Source organism: Pseudomonas sp. R19M, from assembly GCF_050312585.1.
GTDB lineage: Bacteria > Pseudomonadota > Gammaproteobacteria > Pseudomonadales > Pseudomonadaceae > Aquipseudomonas > Aquipseudomonas palleroniana.
The window spans coordinates 217,033-236,891 of the sequence record NZ_JBNPJV010000079.1 but is presented as its reverse complement, the minus strand read 5'-3'; the positions used below and the strand labels follow the sequence as shown (position 1 = coordinate 236,891).

General features: G+C 60.5%; 25 protein-coding genes. 16 read left to right on the top strand and 9 right to left on the bottom strand.

Features of this window, described 5'->3' with window-relative positions; all coding sequences use genetic code 11:
• Positions 1-87 precede the first annotated feature (87 nt).
• Positions 88-255 carry a DUF2986 domain-containing protein gene (locus ACQRBT_RS17875; protein ID WP_090369737.1) on the top strand — a complete coding sequence of 56 codons (168 nt, stop codon included), beginning with the start codon at positions 88-90 and terminating at the stop codon, positions 253-255.
• Positions 256-259: 4 nt separating this feature from the next.
• Here the strand turns inward: ACQRBT_RS17875 and ACQRBT_RS17870 are convergent, their stop codons facing one another.
• Positions 260-1,246 (bottom strand): GlxA family transcriptional regulator, encoded by a 987-nt coding sequence (locus ACQRBT_RS17870; RefSeq protein WP_412046357.1) that lies wholly within the window; start codon positions 1,244-1,246, stop codon positions 260-262.
• A gap of 2 nt (positions 1,247-1,248) precedes the next feature.
• Positions 1,249-1,791 (bottom strand): cysteine hydrolase family protein, encoded by a 543-nt coding sequence (locus tag ACQRBT_RS17865; protein WP_412046358.1) that lies wholly within the window; start codon positions 1,789-1,791, stop codon positions 1,249-1,251.
• Between the two features lie 197 nt (positions 1,792-1,988).
• On the opposite strand from ACQRBT_RS17865, the gene ACQRBT_RS17860 reads away from it, so the two are divergent.
• Genes ACQRBT_RS17860 through ACQRBT_RS17850 form a run of 3 tightly spaced genes read left to right on the top strand, consistent with a single transcriptional unit; the run spans position 1,989 to position 3,378 of the window.
• Positions 1,989-2,264, top strand: coding sequence for a metal/formaldehyde-sensitive transcriptional repressor (locus tag ACQRBT_RS17860; protein WP_060755830.1), 276 nt, complete (start codon positions 1,989-1,991; stop codon positions 2,262-2,264).
• Positions 2,261-3,166 carry a CDF family Co(II)/Ni(II) efflux transporter DmeF gene (dmeF, locus tag ACQRBT_RS17855; protein WP_412046359.1) on the top strand — a complete coding sequence of 302 codons (906 nt, stop codon included), beginning with the start codon at positions 2,261-2,263 and terminating at the stop codon, positions 3,164-3,166. Before ACQRBT_RS17860 ends, dmeF begins: the two co-directional genes overlap by 4 nt.
• Positions 3,167-3,198: 32 nt before the next feature.
• Positions 3,199-3,378 (top strand): DUF1289 domain-containing protein, encoded by a 180-nt coding sequence (locus ACQRBT_RS17850; protein ID WP_412046360.1) that lies wholly within the window; start codon positions 3,199-3,201, stop codon positions 3,376-3,378.
• 10 nt (positions 3,379-3,388) lie between these two features.
• Here ACQRBT_RS17850 and ACQRBT_RS17845 read toward each other — a convergent pair whose 3' ends face one another.
• Complete coding sequence (locus ACQRBT_RS17845) at positions 3,389-4,255, bottom strand: DNA/RNA non-specific endonuclease (RefSeq protein WP_412046361.1); 867 nt, start codon at positions 4,253-4,255, stop codon at positions 3,389-3,391.
• Positions 4,256-4,349: 94 nt separating this feature from the next.
• Positions 4,350-5,567 carry an MFS transporter gene (locus tag ACQRBT_RS17840; RefSeq protein ID WP_412046362.1) on the bottom strand — a complete coding sequence of 406 codons (1,218 nt, stop codon included), beginning with the start codon at positions 5,565-5,567 and terminating at the stop codon, positions 4,350-4,352.
• 121 nt (positions 5,568-5,688) lie between these two features.
• On the opposite strand from ACQRBT_RS17840, the gene ACQRBT_RS17835 reads away from it, so the two are divergent.
• Complete coding sequence (locus ACQRBT_RS17835; protein WP_060755835.1) at positions 5,689-6,330, top strand: TetR/AcrR family transcriptional regulator; 642 nt, start codon at positions 5,689-5,691, stop codon at positions 6,328-6,330.
• 124 nt (positions 6,331-6,454) lie between these two features.
• Here the strand turns inward: ACQRBT_RS17835 and ACQRBT_RS17830 are convergent, their stop codons facing one another.
• Both ACQRBT_RS17830 and ACQRBT_RS17825 read right to left on the bottom strand, forming a co-directional pair.
• Entirely contained in the window at positions 6,455-7,765 is a 1,311-nt protein-coding gene (locus ACQRBT_RS17830) for a sensor histidine kinase (RefSeq protein WP_244699836.1), read from the bottom strand.
• Positions 7,758-8,432, bottom strand: coding sequence for a response regulator transcription factor (locus ACQRBT_RS17825; protein ID WP_412046363.1), 675 nt, complete (start codon positions 8,430-8,432; stop codon positions 7,758-7,760). The genes ACQRBT_RS17830 and ACQRBT_RS17825 overlap by 8 nt, the downstream gene beginning before the upstream one ends.
• A 135-nt stretch (positions 8,433-8,567) precedes the next feature.
• Here ACQRBT_RS17825 and ACQRBT_RS17820 point away from each other — a divergent pair, with 135 nt between their 5' ends.
• The 11 genes from ACQRBT_RS17820 to ACQRBT_RS17770 all read left to right on the top strand — a co-directional run bounded on the left by ACQRBT_RS17820 (position 8,568) and on the right by ACQRBT_RS17770 (position 17,853).
• Entirely contained in the window at positions 8,568-8,741 is a 174-nt protein-coding gene (locus tag ACQRBT_RS17820) for a hypothetical protein (protein ID WP_412046364.1), read from the top strand.
• On the top strand, positions 8,722-9,102 hold the full coding sequence (locus ACQRBT_RS17815) for a hypothetical protein (RefSeq protein WP_081087055.1): 381 nt from the start codon (positions 8,722-8,724) through the stop codon (positions 9,100-9,102). The genes ACQRBT_RS17820 and ACQRBT_RS17815 overlap by 20 nt, the downstream gene beginning before the upstream one ends.
• A gap of 112 nt (positions 9,103-9,214) precedes the next feature.
• On the top strand, positions 9,215-10,429 hold the full coding sequence (locus ACQRBT_RS17810; protein ID WP_081087056.1) for a methyl-accepting chemotaxis protein: 1,215 nt from the start codon (positions 9,215-9,217) through the stop codon (positions 10,427-10,429).
• A gap of 9 nt (positions 10,430-10,438) precedes the next feature.
• Positions 10,439-10,807: a response regulator gene (locus ACQRBT_RS17805; protein ID WP_003174214.1), complete on the top strand. Its 369-nt coding sequence runs from the start codon at positions 10,439-10,441 to the stop codon at positions 10,805-10,807.
• 22 nt (positions 10,808-10,829) lie between these two features.
• A complete protein-coding gene (locus ACQRBT_RS17800) occupies positions 10,830-11,117 on the top strand; it encodes an STAS domain-containing protein (protein WP_412046365.1) in 288 nt (95 codons plus the stop codon).
• A gap of 38 nt (positions 11,118-11,155) precedes the next feature.
• Positions 11,156-13,195, top strand: a complete 2,040-nt coding sequence (locus tag ACQRBT_RS17795; protein WP_412046366.1) for a chemotaxis protein CheA — start codon at positions 11,156-11,158, stop codon at positions 13,193-13,195.
• A 29-nt stretch (positions 13,196-13,224) separates the two neighbouring features.
• Complete coding sequence (locus ACQRBT_RS17790; RefSeq protein ID WP_412046367.1) at positions 13,225-14,883, top strand: methyl-accepting chemotaxis protein; 1,659 nt, start codon at positions 13,225-13,227, stop codon at positions 14,881-14,883.
• 36 nt (positions 14,884-14,919) lie between these two features.
• Positions 14,920-15,459 (top strand): chemotaxis protein CheW, encoded by a 540-nt coding sequence (locus ACQRBT_RS17785; RefSeq protein ID WP_060755841.1) that lies wholly within the window; start codon positions 14,920-14,922, stop codon positions 15,457-15,459.
• A 9-nt stretch (positions 15,460-15,468) separates the two neighbouring features.
• Positions 15,469-16,278 (top strand): CheR family methyltransferase, encoded by an 810-nt coding sequence (locus tag ACQRBT_RS17780; protein WP_060755842.1) that lies wholly within the window; start codon positions 15,469-15,471, stop codon positions 16,276-16,278.
• The gene (cheD, locus tag ACQRBT_RS17775; protein ID WP_060755843.1) at positions 16,275-16,778 is read left to right on the top strand and encodes a chemoreceptor glutamine deamidase CheD; all 504 of its coding nucleotides are present in this window, start codon (positions 16,275-16,277) and stop codon (positions 16,776-16,778) included. The genes ACQRBT_RS17780 and cheD overlap by 4 nt, the downstream gene beginning before the upstream one ends.
• A complete protein-coding gene (locus ACQRBT_RS17770) occupies positions 16,771-17,853 on the top strand; it encodes a protein-glutamate methylesterase/protein-glutamine glutaminase (RefSeq protein WP_060755844.1) in 1,083 nt (360 codons plus the stop codon). The genes cheD and ACQRBT_RS17770 overlap by 8 nt, the downstream gene beginning before the upstream one ends.
• 154 nt (positions 17,854-18,007) lie before the next feature.
• Here ACQRBT_RS17770 and ACQRBT_RS17765 read toward each other — a convergent pair whose 3' ends face one another.
• Genes ACQRBT_RS17765 through ACQRBT_RS17755 form a run of 3 tightly spaced genes read right to left on the bottom strand, consistent with a single transcriptional unit; the run spans position 18,008 to position 19,847 of the window.
• Positions 18,008-18,325, bottom strand: a complete 318-nt coding sequence (locus tag ACQRBT_RS17765) for a YciI family protein (RefSeq protein WP_244699848.1) — start codon at positions 18,323-18,325, stop codon at positions 18,008-18,010.
• A gap of 26 nt (positions 18,326-18,351) precedes the next feature.
• Complete coding sequence (locus ACQRBT_RS17760; protein WP_104994367.1) at positions 18,352-18,984, bottom strand: FMN-dependent NADH-azoreductase; 633 nt, start codon at positions 18,982-18,984, stop codon at positions 18,352-18,354.
• Positions 18,985-19,025: 41 nt separating this feature from the next.
• Entirely contained in the window at positions 19,026-19,847 is an 822-nt protein-coding gene (locus ACQRBT_RS17755; RefSeq protein ID WP_412046368.1) for an alpha/beta fold hydrolase, read from the bottom strand.
• Positions 19,848-19,859: the final 12 nt, after the last annotated feature.

The following is a 19,859-nucleotide window of genomic DNA, read 5'->3' as shown; positions in this document are numbered from 1 at the left end:
TCGCATCGCCCCGCTGGAAAGCACGCAGATCACGGAGTGTTTTTTTAAACTGATATCATCCGGGTCTGTACAACCCAGGTAAAAGACATGAATCGCCAAAAGAAACTCCAGCAGCTCTTCAAGGCCAAGGCCAAAAAGGCCAGCGCCAAATTGGCGCCGAAAAGCAAAGACAAATACATCAGCAAAGCCGACCGCGCGAAACTGGCGGCTGAAGCGGCTCAAGAGCCGGCCACGCCCGCCGACACGTCCTGCTGAACCATCAGCCGGCATCAACCAGAAGGCGCAGGCTGGAAGGCGTGCCGGCTTCGTATTTGCTCCAGATGCGCCGCAGGTGGCGTGCCGAACCAAAGCCTGCGCGCTCAGCGACCGTTTCAATACCCAGGGCCGATTCGGCCAACAGTTCACGGGCCACGGCCAGTCGCAGCCGATGCAGGTAGTCGAGCGGGCTGCTACCGACGTGCTCGTGGAACAGCCGCGCCAGGTGACGACTGCTGGTGCAGGCCAACGCCGCCATGCGCGTGACGGTCCAGGCTTCACAGGGGGCGGCAGCGATGGCGTCCTGCACCCGATGCACGGCCGGATGCAGATGATTACGCCCGGCGATCCAGGGCGACAATTGCGGGTCGGCACCACTGCGGCGCATATACACCACCATGTCCCGAGCGACCGTGCAGGCCAGGCGTGGGCCGGCCAGCTCGGCAAGCAGGTGCAGCATCAGGTCGATCCCCGCAGTGACGCCGGCGCTGCAACTCACCGGACCGTCGGTGACGTAAAGCCGGTTTTCCAGGACCCGGGCCTTGGGCGCCACGGCCTGCAATGTGGCGCACAGCGCATGGTGCGTGGTGCACTGGCGCCCATCCAGCAATCCGGCCCTGGCGGCACTCAACGCTCCCGCACAGACGCATACCAGCCGCTCGCCCGAAGGCGCGTACACGTTCTGCAGCCACTGGGTCAGCGCCTGACTGGCCACCTCGAACGCCTGTTGGCGTGCCTTGCTCACCTTCGACGTGGAGCCTACCAACACCACCAGGGTACCGGGTGCCAGGACCGCTGGAAGTGGCGCCAAGCCGGCCAACGGCAAACCGATGGAGGTTTGCAGGGACTCCACCGGGCTGACGTACCGCAGGTCAAAATCGATGACGGCCGTGTCCTCGACCTGAGCCGCCAGGCGCAGCACTTCGGCGGGGCCTGCCAGGTCGAGCATCAGTACATTGGGCAGCAACACGAACAGCACCGGCACGCTCACGGTCAGGCCTCCAAGACCTGGGCGACGGTGACGATGCGCGCAAAGCGGTCTTCGAGCACCAGCTCCGTGCGCTCGCGGATCTCGGCCGCAGTGTAGACCCGGGCACTGCGCGCGTGAGTCATGGGGAAGGTCAGCGTCGCCTCGCTGACAAAGTCGACGCTAAAGCCGCTGTCCGACGCCTGCCGCGTGGTGGTTTCGCAGCATTGTTCGGTGCGAATACCGCTGATGATCAATGTGTCCACCCCCATCTCCGTCAGCCGTGCAGCCAGAGGTGTGCCGGCAAAAGCACTGTGGTAGCGCTTGTGGATGACCAAGGCCGGCTCGATCGACAACTCGCTCAAGGTTCTGACGTTGCCCGATGCCATCGAAAAATGCCCCTGGTCTTCAACATGGAAGACTTGTATCACCGGGATGCCTCGCTGAACACACCCATCAATCAGGGCCTGTTGTTTGGCAAGGTAGTCAGGCAGGTCATTTTCGGACCAGTAGGTGGAATGGCGGAACGAATGCTGGGCATCGATCACGATCAGGGCTTTGCGTTTCATGGACAGTCCTCGTGGTGTGAATTACAGACGCCATGGTAGGCGCGCCACCCGGTACGCAACAGGCGCAGGCCGGACCAGCCGAGGACGGATTCGGACATCATGACATACCAGCTCTCGGCAACCGCTCGACGCCTCGCGTTGTATAGGGGGGCGGGGTATGCAATGATCCGCCCCATCATAGGTAGGGGGGGTATGCCGTGGGCCATATAGCCGCGAACAAAGACAGCTTGATCAAACGCGTCAAACGCATCGCCGGGCAAATCCAGGCAGTCGAAAAAGCGCTGGAGTCAGACGCCGACTGTGCCAAGACCCTGCATCTGGTGGCCGCCACCCGTGGCGCCATCAACGGGCTGATGGAGGAAATCATCGAAGACCACGCCAGGGCCCATGTGGCCGATCCGTCCCTTAGCGAAGAAGCTCGCAACAAAGGGGTCGAAGAATTGCTCGAAGCCATCCGGCGGTATTCCAAATGACTCTCACGCCTCACACCCACGAGCATGTATTCCTCGGTTCATCCCACGAAGAAAACGCCAGACGCACCCTCTGGGTGGTGTTGCTGACCGTCGTCATGATGGTGGCGGAAATCGCCGCCGGCGCGTTGACCGGTTCCATGGCCCTGCTGGCTGACGGCTTTCATATGGCTACGCATGCCGGCGCCTTGGGCATTGCCGCTGCGGCCTACGCCTACGCCAAACGTCACGCGAACAGCCCGCGCTACAGCTTCGGCACCGGCAAAGTCGGCGACCTGGGCGGCTTCGCCTCGGCGCTGATCCTGGCGCTGGTGTCCCTGGGCATTGCTATCGAGTCGGTGATTCGCCTGCTGCAGCCTGCCGAGGTGCAGTTCGGGACAGCGACGCTGATCGCCGTGTTGGGCTTGGCGGTGAATATCCTCAGTGCGCTGCTGCTGGGTCACGGCCATAGCCACGGGCATGACCACGACCACGATCATCACCCGCACGGCCACGACAACAACATGCGCTCGGCCTATGTGCACGTGATCGCCGATGCCTTGACCTCGGTGCTCGCCATCGCCGCGTTACTGGCGGGCCGCTACCTGGGTTGGGTGTGGTTGGACCCACTGATGGGCATTGTCGGCGCCCTCGTGATTGCGCGATGGGCCTGGAGCCTGATGAAGGCCACCGCCGGCGTGTTGCTGGACCAGACCGATGAACAGGTCGCCGCCGAGATCCGCGAGTTGGTTGAACAACCCGGCGATGCCAGGATTACCGACTTGCACGTCTGGCGCGTCGGCCCCGAGGCATTTGCGGCGATTGTCAGCGTGGTCGGCCGCTCGACCAATGCCGAGAGCATTCGCGAGCGCCTTGAACCTGTCCATGAGGTGAGTCACCTCACGGTCGAATTTCACGCCGCGTAACGGCGGCCATCACTGCGCACCCAGGTGAGACCTTGGCCAAAGATATTGAAAACCCCTGCATTTCCATCTGCCAGCTCAGCGGTGACCTGTGCGTCAGCTGCGGACGCAGCAAGGACGACATCCGCAAATGGAAACGCATGAAGCGTCCCGAGAAAATGGCCGCTGTGCAACGTGCGACGCAGCGGCTCAAGGTATTGAAGAAGGCCAGATAAGGTGGACGGATCAGGTCCGCCCGACGGACCCCGCGACCGGCAAATGACCCAGCAACCTGAGCCCGGTGCTTTTCACAAAAGTGTCGTAGTCCATCGGCTTCTGGATGCGAGTCTCGGCGTTAGGCAGCACATAGGCCCAGGCCCGTTTTGACGAAGCGTCGTACACCAGTTTGAACAGGCGCGTCGGCACCCAGACCTTGTGCGCGCCCATGGTGCTGTAGCCCGGGTCAAACAGTGGGCCGGTGAACACGAAGACATTACCACCGGCACGGGTGGCAAATTTACGCACGTCTGCTTCGACCTTGCTCCAGATCTTGCGGTTGTTGGTCGGGTCTTGGGGCACCATGTTCGACAACGCGAAAGACTGCGCCATGGCATTGGCACTCGGTGCGTCGGCGGCCGGAGACTGGTGACCGCGATCCATCGCCGGATGCTGGCCACGATAATCGCTCAGTTCTGCGCGACCGTCCTTGGGAATGCGTGGGTCCGGGTAGAACTGGTTGGTGCGTTCCTCGCCCTTGGCATCTTTCAACTGCGCGGCATTCAGGCGTTCGACCACCACCAGCGGTGTCCTGCTGGTTTGCGAATAGAGCACTGCGAAGTTGTCCGAGCACAGCGCCAGGGGCTTCATCGAAACCGGCACGGTGGCAAGGTTGATCGGCGTCGCAGCGGGGAACAGATCGGCACAACCGTCAAACGTGGGCTTTTTCTGCTGGTTGGAATAGAGGTCGAGAGCGGCCCCCTGGCTGATCGAACCGGAGTGCGAGCTGTGTGCCTGGGCCGCAGGCTTGATAAAGTCCAACAGACTGCGGGCTTGTGCCCCGGTAGAGAGCAAAACAAGGGCCGACAGCCCAACTGCAATGTTGCGCAGGTGCATGGCGTGATTCTTCGCAAGAGAGTGAGGCGACAGGCTCCGAAATGCGGAGCCAAGTGACTGATATTGCGAGAGTTACTGACCAGGCAAAGTCACATTAGTGCCCTGCTGCGAGCGGTTTTCCCGTCGCCCGTGCGCCGGGCTTGAAACCGTGGGCATGAGCGCCCCCGGCAATCGCAAACGACAGCACAATCAACACCAGCATGGCCCACGGAAACGATGCCACGCCCCAGGTATCGAGCAATACCCCGCCCACCAGACCGCTGGCGGCGATTGCGCTGTTCCACGCCACCACATTCAGCGACAACGCCACGTCGCCCCCCTCGCCCGCCGCGTCCGCCAGAGCAGTTTGCAACAAGGTGGCGGCGCCGCCGAAACTCGCGCCCCACACCGCCACGCCAAAATAAATCACCAAGGGCAACTGCCCCAGCAAGCCGAATAGCACACTCACGGATGCAAACGTCGCCAGGCTGACCAGCACGGTCTTGCGCAACCACGCCTCGACACATTTTGCCGTAAGCCAAATGCCCGCCAGCGCGGCGATGCCAAACACCAGCAACACGCTATCCACACGCTCGGCCAGCCCGGCCGGTGCCACGAACGGTGCAATGTAGGTATAGAGAATATTGTGCGCGAGCATCCAACTGATCACCACCGCAAGCACCGGCCGCACACCCGGCGTGGTCAAGACCTTGCCCAGGGACAGACGCTGATGCGCGGCCTGCGGTGGATAGTCCGGGACCTTCGCCAGCACCCACACCATCAGCGCCAGCGTCAATCCTGACATCAGGCCGAACGTCGTGCGCCAGCCCACCAGGCCACCAACCCAAGTGCCAAGCGGCACCCCCAGGGACAGCGCAATCGGCGTCCCGACCATCGCCAGCGCAAGTGCCCTGCCCTGCTGGTGTGGCGCGACCATGCGCCGGGCGTAGCCGGCCAACAGGCTCCACGCCAACCCTGCGGCCACACCCGCGAAGAATCGCGCTACCAACGTGACGCCATAGTGAGACGACAACGCGGTGATCGAGTTGAACAGCAGGAAACCGACGATGGTCAGCAGCAACACATTGCGTCGACGCCAGCCCCGCGTCGCGATGGTCATAGGGATCACCGCCAGCACTGAACCCAAGGCATACGCGGTAACCAGTTGCCCGGCCATGGACGGGGTCACGGCCAGGCCTTCGCTGATTAATGGCAAGAGCCCGGCCGGCAAGGTTTCGGTGACGATGCAGATGAAACCGGTCATGGCCAGGGCGAGCAATGCGCCGATGGGCAAGCGGTCAGTTGACTCGGATAAGCTGAGTGAAGGTGTCACGGGGAAACTCCTCGGGGCGACTTAGATACTGATCGATACAAATATTGCGCAGCGTCGCGATGCGTTGTCAACGACTTATGTATCGACTAGTATTTATCTCGTCACCCAGAGGATTTTTGCCATGGCACAAATGGGGCGCCCCCGTAATTTCGACCGCGAACACGCCGTGGAGCAAGCCATGCACTTGTTCTGGCAGCATGGCTATGACGCCACCTCCCTGGCCCAGCTCAAGGCCGGCTTGGGTGGCGGTATCTCAGCTCCGAGTTTTTACGCGGCCTTCGGCTCCAAGGAAGCGCTGTTCGATGAGTGTGTGCAGCGCTACCTGGCAACCTACGCGCAAGTCACCGAATGCCTGTGGGACGAAAGCCTTGCGCCACGCCAAGCGATCGAAACGGCGCTGCGTCAATCAGCGCGCATGCAATGTGAAGATGGACACCCCAAAGGCTGCATGGTGGCGCTCGGCGTGATGAGTGCACCAAGCCCGGACAACGCGCGCGTTACGCAGGCATTGACGCAGTCACGCACGCGAACGCGGGCGGGCATTGTGCAGTGTGTAGAACGCGCGATCAGTATCGGGCAGTTGCCGAGCACACTGAACGCGGCGGCACTGGCCACGGTGTTTGATAGTTTTCTGCAGGGTGTCTCGATCCTGGCGCGGGACAACGTCCCCCATGAAAGCATCGACGCGGCTATCAACCATCTGCTGTTGACGTGGGATATTGCCGCCGCTACGGCGCCGCCGGTACGTCCCGGAACGCCATGACATCTGGAACGACAAACAGGCCATTACCCTCGCACGCAGCCAATCATCAGGCTTTACCCGTCACGCTGAACCTGCAATTCAGAGGCATGATCGGGGTTCTTGTACCCGTGGGCGCAGCCCGCCCTTAACTCTCCGACTCGACCACCAGCGAGTCCGTGAAGTCGAGAATGACAGTGAAACGATGTTGCACGCGAATCACTTCAATGTGCCAACCCAGTTTTGCGCATAGCTGGCGCATCAACTGCAGCCCAAGGCCATAGCCGAAGTCGTTGGACTCCTGTTGCGGCGGGATCTCCCTCATCTGATTGGCAATAAACAAACGGGGGTATTGGAAGCTGATTTCTACTTGCCCCTCCTGCGCGTACTGAAGCGCATTGCGCAGGAAGTTGCCGATCACGATGCGGCATGCGGTGGGAGGCAAGCGGCAAGGTTCGTGGCGGATGTCGATGATCAGCTCGATATCCCGGTTACCGATCAGGTAGCGATGTTTCTCAATCAATTCGCCCACCAGCTCACCCAGGTCAACGTCTGCTTCCGGCAACGGCTCGGGGCTCTCGCGGCTCATCCACAGCAATGTCTCGGCGATGAGCTGCATATTCAGCACGGAGCGCTCGATGCGCTGCAAAGAGGTCGGCAGCACACCACCCGCTTGCAGGGTCAACAGTTCCATATTGGCTTTGAGCACCGCCAGTGGGGTGCGCAGTTCATGGCTGGTGTAGCGTAAAAGCCGACCTTCGCGCTGGCTGGCCGCCTGCACCTGCTCGACACTTTTGGCCAGCGCTTCGGCCAGCATATTGAATTCCTTGAAGCTGAAACCCGGTCGGCCGGCAGCCATTGCGTCAGCATTTTTCAACGTACTGGACCATTCGGCCAGGCGTCCCAACGGACGCACCAACCACCACACCAATAAGGCGATAATGAACAGCGCCGGCACGAATACCGCCAGGCTGATGAACGTGACGCTCTGCAACACCTGGTCAAAGTAGGCATCGGACAAGGGTGTTTCGACTTCACCGCCCTCCTCGTGGTCATGGTCGATGTCATACAGGTAAAGGGTTTTACCGTCCCCCAGGGGCTGCTCGAGGATGATCTGGAAGGGGGCATCGTCATCATCGGAGTAAAGATCGCCGAAGATGTGGACCGCGCCGAAGGACAGGCTCGGCGGGCTATCCAGCATCTGGCGGACGTTCTGCGGCAAAGCCTCCTTGCCGATGACGCCGGTATAGAAGTAATTGTGCGGAGGTGGCGTGCTCGGATCTTTCTTGTAGTGCCGGATAAAATATTGGGCTTCTTCTTCCATCATCGAGCTGGCGGTGTAGAGCAAGCCGCGCACGGTGAATACAGGCAGCAGGTGGCTGTAGATCAGCAACACCACCGCAATCAGTAACAGGAAACTCCCGCTGATCACCCACTTCAGGCTCAACCCATTACGCATAGGGTTTTACCTGAATACCGACCCCGGCAAGGGTATGGATCAATGGCCGGCCAAAGGGTTTGTCGACCGTCTTGCGTAGCCGATGCAGGTGCACTTTGAGCGTATTACTGTCCGGTGGCTCATCGCCCCAGACTTTTGCTTCCAGGCGCTCTCGGGGAACGGGTTCAGGACTGGCGCGCATCAGATGCTCCAACAAGGTCCAGCAGATCGGCGACAAATGCAGTTCCTGTCCTGCGCGACTGACCTTACGGGTGGACAGCTCCATCACCAAATCATCCACCTGCAGGCGGCTGGTCTGACCGCTACGGCGCATGCTCAATGCGCGAATCCTGGCCACCAGCTCGGCCAGCTCGAAGGGCTTGACCAGATAGTCATCGGCTCCAGCGGCAAAACTGGCGAGCTTGTCCGACAACGCATCCAGCGAAGTCAGCATCAGGATCGGCGTCTGCACGCCTTGCTGGCGCAGTCGTTCGCATAACTGCTGGCCATCCAGTCGCGGCAGCATGATGTCCAGGAGAATGACGTCGTAATGTTGGTTGAGTGCCAGATTAAGTCCGGCCTGGCCATTACTGGCGTGGTCACAGACGATGCTGCTGAACGCCAGATACTCGATGACGGTGGTGGCCAGGTCCAGGTTGTCCTCGACCAGCAGCAGGTGAATATGCACAGTAAAAAGCCTCGGACAGGTAGTGCGCAGAGGCTTGAAGGATAACGGAAGCCGGCCGGCCTTCGAATGATGTTTACCTGATGTTAACCCTCTCCTGCTTAAGCTGAGGCTCTTCTTATCCAGAGCATCACAGCCATGAACCTGTCTTCGATGATCATCGGTGTCCTGCTGGTGTTGATTTTCTCCGCCCTGATGGCCGGCCTCCTCGCACCGAAAGCTCAGTTGATCCGCATGGGAGGCAGTAGCTGGTTTCTGGTGGGTCAGAACGTTGAGCGAACAGGGTCGTTTCATGTCGTCAGTGCGTCCTGATCACGTAAACATCAGCTATACCTATCAGTTGGTATTGTGCGTAGTGCTGATTGTTTGCGTGTCGTTGTCGATGGGGATCTATATCACTCGCGTGAATGCGTATGTTGATCAGCAACGAGAGCTGTCGCCGGTGTATCTGCACGAGTGCCATGAAGGTCGCGGCGGCTTTATTGTCTATGCTGATGGCAGACGCAGCAGTGACAAGTGTTATAGCTGCGATGAAGGTGAATCGGCGGGTGCCGACGAGGCGCAGGGCCTGCCAGGCTCACACCGTACCGGGTGGCTCGAGTACATCCTGCCTACGGTTGAAGAGCCGCGGATTCTCAAGAGATGGGGCAACCCTCCTACCGACGCCCGGTAACACACCGGTCACAAACCGGACGGAAGGTATGTACCCCATCTAAAGTTAAGGCGCCGGGGACAGATAGACTTTATGTCGTTCACATCTGCAATACTGTTCAAGGACCGAACTCATGACTCAGCGTCAATCCGGCCGTACTTTACCCCCCGTTCCCTTGCCTTTTCGCTGGTTTGCGTTAATCCCGGTCATCCCTGCCATCGCATGGACACTCCTGCAATCAGCCTCGCCGGCCAACATGGCGGCCTGTGCCGTACTGCTGCTGATCGGTCTTGGTGCATGCGCCTGGAGCACCCGTTCGCAGCGTGACCTGGTGCTGCGAGCGATTGCGCAGGCCAAGGCAGACCCGACAGATGCAGACGCGAAACACCACGGCATGGCCGTGCGCGCCCAACTCGACGAGGTGTTGCTGGGCGCCATGCCCATCTGGGCCAAGCAAGTGGAAAGCTCGCGCTTGCAGACCGAAGACGCCATCGTCAGCCTGGCCAACCGTTTCACGGGTATTTCCACGCGCCTGCAGGACACCGTGCAGGCCTCCCAGCAAGCCGCCGGGGAACTCGATGGGCAGGCTGCCGACGGCGCGCTCAAGGTGCTGGCGCGCAGTGACAGCGAACTGAGCCAGGTGATCGACTCGCTCAAGGCCGCTCAATCGAGCCGAGACCAGACCCTCTCCCAGGTGCGCAGCCTCACCGCCTATACCGGCGAACTGCGCACCATGGCCGCCGACGTGGCGGCGATTGCGGCACAAACCAACCTGCTGGCCCTCAATGCCGCGATCGAGGCGGCGCGTGCCGGTGAAGCCGGGCGCGGGTTTGCCGTGGTTGCGGATGCGGTGCGCAGCCTGTCGAGTAAATCCAGCGAGACCGGCCAGCAGATGTCGGCCAAAGTCGACATCATCAACAACGCCATCACCCAACTGGTGCAGGTGGCCTCCACCAGCGCCGACCAGGACAGCCACTCCGTCGCCGCGTCCGAGCAGAGCATCCAGCAGGTACTCGAACGCTTCCAGAGCATCACCGGGCGCCTGGCCGATTCCGCCGACCTGCTCAAGCAGGAAAGCTACGGCATCCGTGACGAAATGACCGAGGTGCTGGTCAACCTGCAATTCCAGGACCGGGTCAGCCAGATCCTCAGCCATGTACGCGACAACATGCACGCCCTGCATGAGCACCTGCTCCAGGCCAACCAGACGCCCGACCAACTGGCAGCCGTCGATGCCCGCCAGTGGCTGGCGCGCATGGAGGCCACCTATGCCACCGACGAGCAGCGGCGTAACCATCATGGCGATACCGCGGCGCAGCAGAGTTCACAAGACATCACTTTTTTCTAGGAGCACAGCATGGCGAAGAATGTATTGGTGGTCGATGACTCGAGCAGCGTGCGACAAGTGGTCGGCATTGCCTTGAAAAGTGCCGGCTACGATGTGATCGAGGCCTGCGATGGCAAAGATGCCCTGGGCAAGCTCAACGGGCAGAAGGTGCACCTGATCATCAGTGACGTGAACATGCCCAATATGGACGGCATCACCTTTGTAAAGGAAGTCAAGAAGCTGGCCAGCTACAAGTTCACCCCGATCATCATGCTGACCACCGAGTCGCAGGAATCGAAGAAAGCCGAAGGCCAGGCCGCAGGCGCCAAGGCCTGGGTGGTCAAGCCGTTCCAGCCGGCGCAGATGCTGGCGGCGGTGTCCAAGTTGATCCTGCCCTGACCGATGACGGCACGGAGGCCTTATGTCCATCACCTGCGAAACAGTCGACGGTACCGCCCGCCTGGGCATTGACGGCGAACTGACGATCTACACCGTGGCCGAGCTTGCCGCCGCCCTGCTGCCCCGGATCGGCGCGGCGCCACGCCTGGAAATCGACTTGTCACAGGTCACCGAAATCGACGGCGCCGGCCTGCAATTGCTCGCGGTCATCAAGCGCGAAGCCGCCGGCAATGGCACGGACTTGAGCCTTGCCGGGCAGAGCCAGGCGGTCACGAGCACCTTTCAACTGTGTGGCGGCGCGATCCTCTAACGCGCAGCCCCGTTCAATGAGCGACAAGGAGTGTCCAGGTGAGTATTGATCTCGATCAGGCACAGCAGACCTTTATCGCCGAGGCACGCGAGCTGCTGCAGGTCATGGAGCAATCCCTGCTGCAACTGGAGAGCGAACCCGGTGATGAAGATGCGATCGGTGCAGTGTTTCGCGCCGCCCATACCATCAAAGGCTCCGCCGGGTTGTTCGGCTTGGCACCGATTGTCGGTTTCACGCATATCGTCGAAGACGTGCTCGACCGCCTGCGTGATGGCAGCGTAAAGGTGGATGCGGCGTTGATCGCGCTGCTGCTCAAGTGCGGCGACCACATACTTGACCTGATCGAGGCGGTCGACCATCACGGTGGCGCGCTGCAGCCTGCGACGCTGGAACATGGTGAGGTATTGCGCGAAGCACTGAGCGCCTATCAGCCACTGCAGACGGCAATCACCGCTGTGGAAAGCGCAGGCCAAGATGACGAGACCCGCGCCGAGGTGCTCTGGCATATTTCCCTGCGCTTCGGCGCAGAGGTGTTCCGCAATGGCATGGACCCGTTGTCCTTCTTGCGCTACCTCGCCACGCTGGGCCAATTGCTACAGGTCACCCCGCTGACCGAGCGCATTCCGCCCGTGGACGCCTGGGACCCGGAAAGCTGCTACCTGGGCTTTGAAATCGACCTGCGTTCGAATGCCAGCCATGCCACCCTCAATGAAGTGTTCGACTTCGTACGCGATGACTGTGAGGTGCTCATCAGCGCCCTCGACGCGCCAGGCGACAGCAGCACCGCAGCCGGTACCGAGTTGGTCACCCAGACCCTTGCCAGCCCAGTGGCGACGACGCAACATCGCGTCGCGACGACCAGCGACGTCAAGCCGCGGGATGGCAACTATGTACGGGTCAATGCCGACAAGCTCGATGAACTGATCAACCTGGTCGGCGAGCTGGTCATCGCCAGCGCCGGCTCCAGCCTGCTGGCTCGCTCCTGCAACAACGACCCGCTGGAAGAAGCCGCCTCGACCGTCTCCGGGCTGGTGGAAGAGATCCTCGATGGCGCGCTGCGCCTGCGCATGATCCCCATCGGCGATACCTTCAATCGTTTCCGCCGCGTGGTGCGCGATGTCAGTCAGGAACTGGGCAAGGATATCGACCTGATCATCAGCGGCGCGGAAACCGAGCTGGACAAGACCGTCGTCGAGAAAATCGGCGACCCGCTGATGCACTTGTTGCGCAATGCGATGGACCATGGCATCGAGAACGCCGAGGCCCGACGCGCCGCTGGTAAATCGACCAAGGGTCACCTGAGCCTGAATGCCTACCACGACTCGGGCAGCATCGTGATCGAAATCGCCGATGATGGCGCCGGACTCAACCGCGAACGTATCCTGGAAAAAGCCCAGGAGCGCGGGCTGGTCGCCAGCGGTGCGGTGCTCAGCGACCAGGAAATCTACAACCTGATTTTCGAAGCCGGTTTCTCCACGGCCGAGGCGGTGACCAACCTTTCCGGACGCGGTGTCGGCATGGATGTGGTCAAACGAAATATCACCCTGTTGCGCGGTACTGTCGACCTCGACAGCCGCCCCGGCCAAGGCACCGTGGTGCGCATTCGCCTGCCGCTGACGCTGGCGATCATCAACGGATTCCTGGTCGGCATCGACCATTGCACCTACGTGATTCCGTTGGATATGGTCCAGGAATGCGTCGAGCTGGACGAACTCCAGCGCCAATCCAGCCGCGACCAGGGCTACCTGGATCTGCGCGGCGAGGTGCTGCCGCTGGTGCACCTGCGCGACCACTTCAACCATGAAGGCCCACCGGCCCGCCGCCAGAACGTGGTGGTGGTGCGCTATGCCGAACACAAGGCCGGGCTGGTGGTGGATGACCTGCTCGGCGAGTTCCAGACCGTCATCAAACCCTTGGGCAAGCTGTTCGGTGCGCTGCGCGGCATCAGCGGCTCGACCATTCTGGGCAGCGGCGCGGTGGCCCTGATCCTGGATATACCGGCGTTGCTCAACCAAATCGTACAACAGGAAGCCCGCACACCTCAGGCGCCCTCGTCGCCCACGGTCGGCGTGCGCTGACGCATTCGCAATTCCATGGAGGTTCCCCGATGAAATGGTTCTACGATCTTAAGATTTCCACCAAGTTGATCAGCGCATTCCTGGTGGTCCTGGCGCTCACGGCGGCCATGGGTGGGTTTGCAATCCTCCAGCTCGGTGCTGTCAACCAGGCAGCCCAGGAGATCAAGAGCGATTGGATGCCATCCATGCGCGCCGCAGCCGGCATGCGTTTTTTTGCAGCCAATTATCGCCTGAAGGAAAACCGCCACGTCACTACCGAGATCGCCGAAGAAAAGGCACAGGCTGATCGCGAAGCCGATGAGACGCTGCAACAGTTCAATACCCGCATGGGCACCTATGAGCAATTGCTGTCGGGCGATGAAGAACGTCAGCTTTTGACCGGTTTGAAAAGTGCCTGGTCCACCTACCTGGCGACCAGCAAGCAGTTACTCGACTTGTCCCGGCAGAACCAGGAAGCCGCTGCGACTACCCTCCTCAGAGGGGAGTCCAGGACGCATTTCGATGAGGTGACCAGCCGCTTGCAGAAAATGGTCGAGTTCAATGAAGCCGGCGCGAGCGAAGCCGGTGACAAGGGCTCGGCGTTGTACGACAGCGCACGCGTTTCGATCATCGCGGTGCTGGTCGCCGCCCTGTTGATCGGCCTGGGCCTGGCGGTGTTCATCGCGCGGATTATTTCGCGTCCGCTGAGGCTCGCCGCGACCGCCGCCGAGCAATTGGCTGATGGCAACCTCAGCACCCCTATCGCGCCGGGCGGCAAAGATGAAACCGGCATGGTGCTCAATGCCATGCGCAACATGGTCGGCAAACTGGCGACTATCATCGGTGAAGTACGCAACGCTGCCGACAACCTGGCGAGCGCCTCGGAGCAAGTCAGCGCCACCGCACAGTCGATGAGCCAGGCCACCAGTGAACAGGCCGCCAGCGTCGAGGAAACCAGCGCGTCGGTGGAACAGATGAGCGCCAGCATCAATCAGAATACCGAAAACGCCAAGGTCACCGATGGCATGGCCAGCAAGGCGGCCAAGGAAGCCACCGACGGCGGAGAGTCGGTGCAACAAACGGTATTGGCAATGAAGAAAATCGCCCAGCGCATCAGCATCATCGATGACATTGCCTACCAGACCAACCTGCTGGCGCTCAACGCCGCGATTGAAGCTGCCCGGGCCGGCGAGCACGGCAAAGGTTTCGCGGTGGTCGCCGCCGAAGTCCGCAAACTGGCGGAGCGCAGCCAGGTGGCCGCGCAGGAAATCGGCGAACTGTCCTCAAGCAGCGTGGACATGGCGGAAAAGGCCGGCAAACTGCTCGGCGAAATGGTCCCCTCGATCAACAAGACCTCCGACCTGGTGCAGGAAATCAGTGCCGCGTCCGAAGAGCAGGCGGCCGGCGTGGCGCAGATCAACACAGCCATGACCCAGCTCAACCAGGTGACCCAGCAGAACGCCTCCAGCAGCGAGGAACTGGCGGCGACCGCCGAAGAAATGAGCAGCCAGGCCGAACAGTTGCAACAGGCGATGAGCTTTTTCGTACTCGACAACACCTCCGGCGCCGCGGTTCAAACCAGCAGTGTGGACAGCCCGGGCAACAAGCCCAGCCGCCAGCCACCCCGCCCGGCACCGCAGCCCGCCCGCAAAGCGTTTGCCTACACGATGGCCAGCGCCCCGGACGAATCGGAATTTACCCGTTTCTGATGCAAGACATCGACGCGGGCTTACAGGGAGAGTGACATGGGTGCAGTGATGACTAACCGTCAGACCGCAGTGGCGGCGGATGAGGATGCGCAATACCTGACCTTCATGCTCGGTGGCGAGATGTTCGCGATCGGCATCCTGGGCATCAAGGAAATCATCGAATACGGCAGCCTGACCGTGGTACCGATGATGCCCGCGTTCGTGCGCGGTGTGATCAACCTGCGCGGCGCCGTGGTGCCGGTGGTTGATCTATCGGCGCGTTTCGGCCGGGCGAACTCGCCGATTACGCGCCGCTCCTGCGTAATCATCATCGAAGCGAGTACCGAAGATGGGCAGCCCCAGGACATCGGGTTGCTGGTGGATACGGTATCCGCCGTGCAGGAGATTCCGGCGGCCCAGATAGAACCCCCTCCCAGCTTCGGCGCGCGGATTCGTGCCGACTTCATCGGTGGCATGGCCAAGGTCGAAGGCAAGTTCGTGATTGTGCTGGAGGTGGGCAAAGTCCTTTCTATCGACGAGATGTCCAGCCTGGCCGAAAGCGCGCAGACACCGGCGCTCGACCTTGAGCAGCGTTGAGATACGATCATGGCCGACACTGCTTCGCTCGACGACCGTGAATTCGGTCAATTCCAATCCTGGTTGTACCGTGCGGCCGGCATCAACCTGTCGCCGGCCAAAAAAGCCTTGGTGGCCGGGCGCCTGTTCAAGCGCCTCCAGCATTATGAATTGGAGAGCTATGGGGACTATTTCAAACTGATCATGAACGACCAGCGCAAGGGCGAACTGCAAGTCGCGCTGGACCTGCTGACCACTAACGAAACCTACTTTTTTCGCGAGCCCAAGCACTTTGATTTCCTGCGTCAGCACGTCCTGCCCAAGGCCGCGCCGGGCAAAGTGTTTCGCGTGTGGAGCGCGGCCAGCTCCTCGGGCGAAGAGCCCTACAGCCTGGCAATGACGCTGGCCGAGGCCCTGGGCACCACGCCTTGGGAAGTGATCGGCTCGGACATCAGCACTCAGATGCTGGCCAAGGCGCGTACCGGGCATTACTCGATGGAGCGCGTCGGCACCCTGCCCCAGCCGCTGCTCACCAAATACTGCCTCAAGGGCATCGGCCGCCAGGAAGGCACGTTCCTGATCGACAAGAGCCTGCGCAACCGCGTCAACTTCGTGCAAGTCAACCTGAACGAGCCGCTGCCAGGCCTGGGCGAGTTCGATGTGATTTTCCTGCGCAACGTGATGATTTATTTCGACCAGCAGACCAAGAGCCAAGTCGTCGCACGCCTGTTGCCGCAGCTCAAACCCGGCGGCCATTTCATCATCAGCCACTCGGAGAGCCTCAACGGTGTGAACGACACCTTGAAGCTGGTGGCGCCGTCGATTTACCGCAAGCCATGAAAAAGCCTCTCGGTGCAGCCGAAGTGGTGTTGGCGCCCGGCCAAGTCACTTTTGCGACGCGGCCGACTCGCCTGCGCACTTTGCTCGGTTCCTGCGTGGCGTTCACCTTCTGGCATCCGCAACGGCGGATCGGCGGCATGTGCCATTTCATGCTGCCGGCACGCTTGCGGCATGGTCAGCCCCTGGATGGCAAATACGGCGACGAAGCGCTGGAGCTGCTGATTCGGCATGCGCGCGCCCATGGCACGCGGCCCCAGGACTATCAGGTGAAGGCGTTCGGCGGCGGCGAGATGTTCCCCACGCAGCATCGCCACCTACCGGCGCAAAATGTGGCCGCCCTGAACATCCGCGCCGCGCTGGCGCTTGCCAAACACCATCATTTGCACTTGGCGGCCCAGGACATGGGCAGTACCGGTTATCGCACTATCGTGTTCGACCTGTGGAACGGCAACGTCTGGGTCCGGCATCAACCTATGGGATTACTCAAAAACAATGCCTAACAAAAAAATCAGCGTATTGCTGGTCGATGACTCGGCCGTTGTCCGCCAAGTGCTGCTGGCGATTTTCAATGACACGCCGGATATCCACGTCATAGGCGCCGCCTCCGACCCGATTTTCGCCATGGACAAGCTCGCCCGTGAATGGCCGGATGTGATTGTACTGGACGTGGAAATGCCGCGCATGGATGGCATCACCTTTCTCAGGAAAATCATGAGCGAGCGCCCGACACCGGTAGTGATCTGCTCGTCACTGACCCAGAAAGGCGCGGAAACCTCCCTGCAGGCTTTATCGGCCGGCGCCGTGGACATCATCACCAAACCCACCACAGGCCTGAAGAATTTCCTGATCGAATCGGGCCCGGAATTGATTGCGGCAATCCGTGCGGCGGCCAACTCCAATGTCAGTAACCTCGGCAAGCGCATCGCCAAGCCGACCCCGGCGCCCGCGGTCGCCGGCAAGCTGACGGCGGATGCGATCCTGCCCGCCGCCAACGGCCAGGCCATGGCCCAGACCACTGAACGCATTGTCGCCATCGGCACCTCCACCGGCGGCACCCAGGCGTTGGAGGCCGTGCTGACGGCACTGCCGAGGGTGTGCCCGGGCATGGTGATCGTGCAGCACATGCCGGAAAAGTTCACCGCCTCCTTCGCCGAGCGCCTGAACAGCGTGTGCCAGATCGAAGTGCGTGAAGCGCGCAACAACGACCGTATCCTGCCGGGCCTGGCTTTGATCGCTCCCGGCGGCAAGCACCTGATGGTCACACGCAGCGGCGCCTACTATCACACTCAGGTCATCGACGGGCCGCTGGTCAACCGCCATCGGCCATCAGTGGATGTGCTGTTTCGCTCAGTGGCCAAATTCGCCGGCAAGAACGCCACCGGCATCATCATGACCGGCATGGGCGACGACGGCGCCCGCGGCCTCAAGGAAATGCTCGTCGCCGGCGCCGCGACGGTCGCCCAGGACGAGGCCAGCTGCGTGGTATTCGGCATGCCCAAGGAAGCCATCAAACTCAACGCCGCCCAGCGCATCATGGCGTTGCAGGATATTCACCAGGCGATCCTGCATAAGTGAAGTTGGATGTAACTGCCTGGGCGACGGCACATGATGGGTTGACAGGTGCTGGCCTGGTTTTTCTCGGAGTAATAACGGGATTCGTCGGGACCAACACTGGGGCTCGTCCTTTCCGTGGGCTCACTCGCAAACGCCTTATGCGACAAGCACCGCGCTAAATACAGTCTATGGACTTGGCTCCGCTGGCCCAGTGGGCTGCGAAATCGGACGTGCGGACTGCAGGATCACAACCCAGAATGTCGAAAGTTGCCAACCTGTAAACATCGAACGGGTCCTCGGCGATTATTTGTTGAATGTCCGAGTGGCGCTCACCATACGCAAGGATGAAGCCTCCGCTCTCATCGGTGAGAGGGCCGGCAAACAGTATGATTCCGGACTGTATGTATTTGACCAGCCACGCTTTGTGGGCTTCCAAGTGAGCTTGAATTTCCTCAACAGGGCGAAGGTAGGTAAGTTTGATAGCAAACAGCATGAATTCAAGCCTCCAGACTGGGTGAGTTATTGAGCAGGGGCTGACAGGCTTGCAATGACCGCGGGCATTGCAGCTATGGCTTTTTCAACACCCTGGTCTCGTAATTGTTGACCTCTGGAGACGCCTTCGGCGCGGACGAAGTGGATATCACTAATTCCGAGAAAACCAAAAAATGCCCTGAGATAACTTTCTTGGAAATCCATTTTTTGCAGTGGCCCCTCCGAGTAGAAGCCCCCACGAGCCGAAACCACGATGACGCGTTTACCGCCGGACAAGCCTACAGGACCCTGTTCTGTGTATTTAAAGGTTCGTCCGACTTGGGCGATCCTGTCGAGCCAAGCCTTTAGCTGGCTCGATACGTTAAAGTTGTACATCGGAGCGCCGATGACCAGCACATCGCTCGCCAGGAACTCCATGACTAGAGTTTCTGACAGTTGATGCTCCTGCAAAGTGGTCTCCGTAAAATCATTGATCTCGGTTTGTCGGAATCCTGCTGCAATAGGACCGGTGAGATGCTTCAACTCATCATCGACCAGGTCGCGGTACTCCACATGCGTCTCGCGATGGCTATCTTGAAGATGTGCAACGATGGTTGAGGAAAGTCTACGGGTTATGGAGTTGCTGCCCATTATGCTCGAGTCAATATGCAGAATTTTCATGTTTGAGGACCTACTTGCTGTAGAAAACTTATGAGCACTTTTCATCGTCCGGCTTCCCTGGCGGCTTGATCGATGAACTTGGCTACCGTATCGGGATGAGAAACAAGGGACAGGTGGCTGGATCGGATTGATAAGGTCTGTGCTCCAATCTGTTTCGCGATAGCCAGCTGTACCGCTGGTAAAAGCGCCTTATCGTCAGTTGTCTGCAAGTACCAGCTCGGCTTGTCGTGCCACGCCGCGTGCTGGACCTTGCCGACAAAACAGGCTGCCGCTATAGGCTGTTGAACCGATGCAAGCAACTGCGCTTTTTTCATCGGTAAGTCCGCCGCCATGACTTGATGAAACTGCACGGGATCGTCCAGCCAAACCCAACCCTGCGCATCGGGTGTCAGGCCAGTCATAGGCGCATTCAGTCGCTGCAGAAGGCCCGCTGCTGATTCACCGCTGTCGGGCACTAAAGCGGAAAGATAGGCCAACCCCTTTACATTGGAGGCGTTACCGGCCTGCGTTATAACCGCGCCGGCCCATGAGTGTCCTACCAGCAGCACGTCGCCTTGTTGTCGGCGAAGTACGCGCTGCGTTGCCAAAACGTCATCGTCCAATGAGGTCATCGGGTTCTGTACGGCGGTGACGTGATAGCCCATAGCAGTCAGCTGCTTAATCACCGGTGTCCAGTTCGAGCCATCGGCAAATGCGCCATGTACCAGTACGATGTTGCGCACAGTGCCATCAGGTAACGCGGCTATGGCCGGCCCACCGGAGAACAACAGCGATAAACCCAGGACCAAGCCAAGTCGGCTCAGCCAGTTCAGCGGACCGAAGCGTTTTTCTTCGTGAGGCTTCGTGTGGAGCGGCAGGTTCATGTCGGAGCGCCT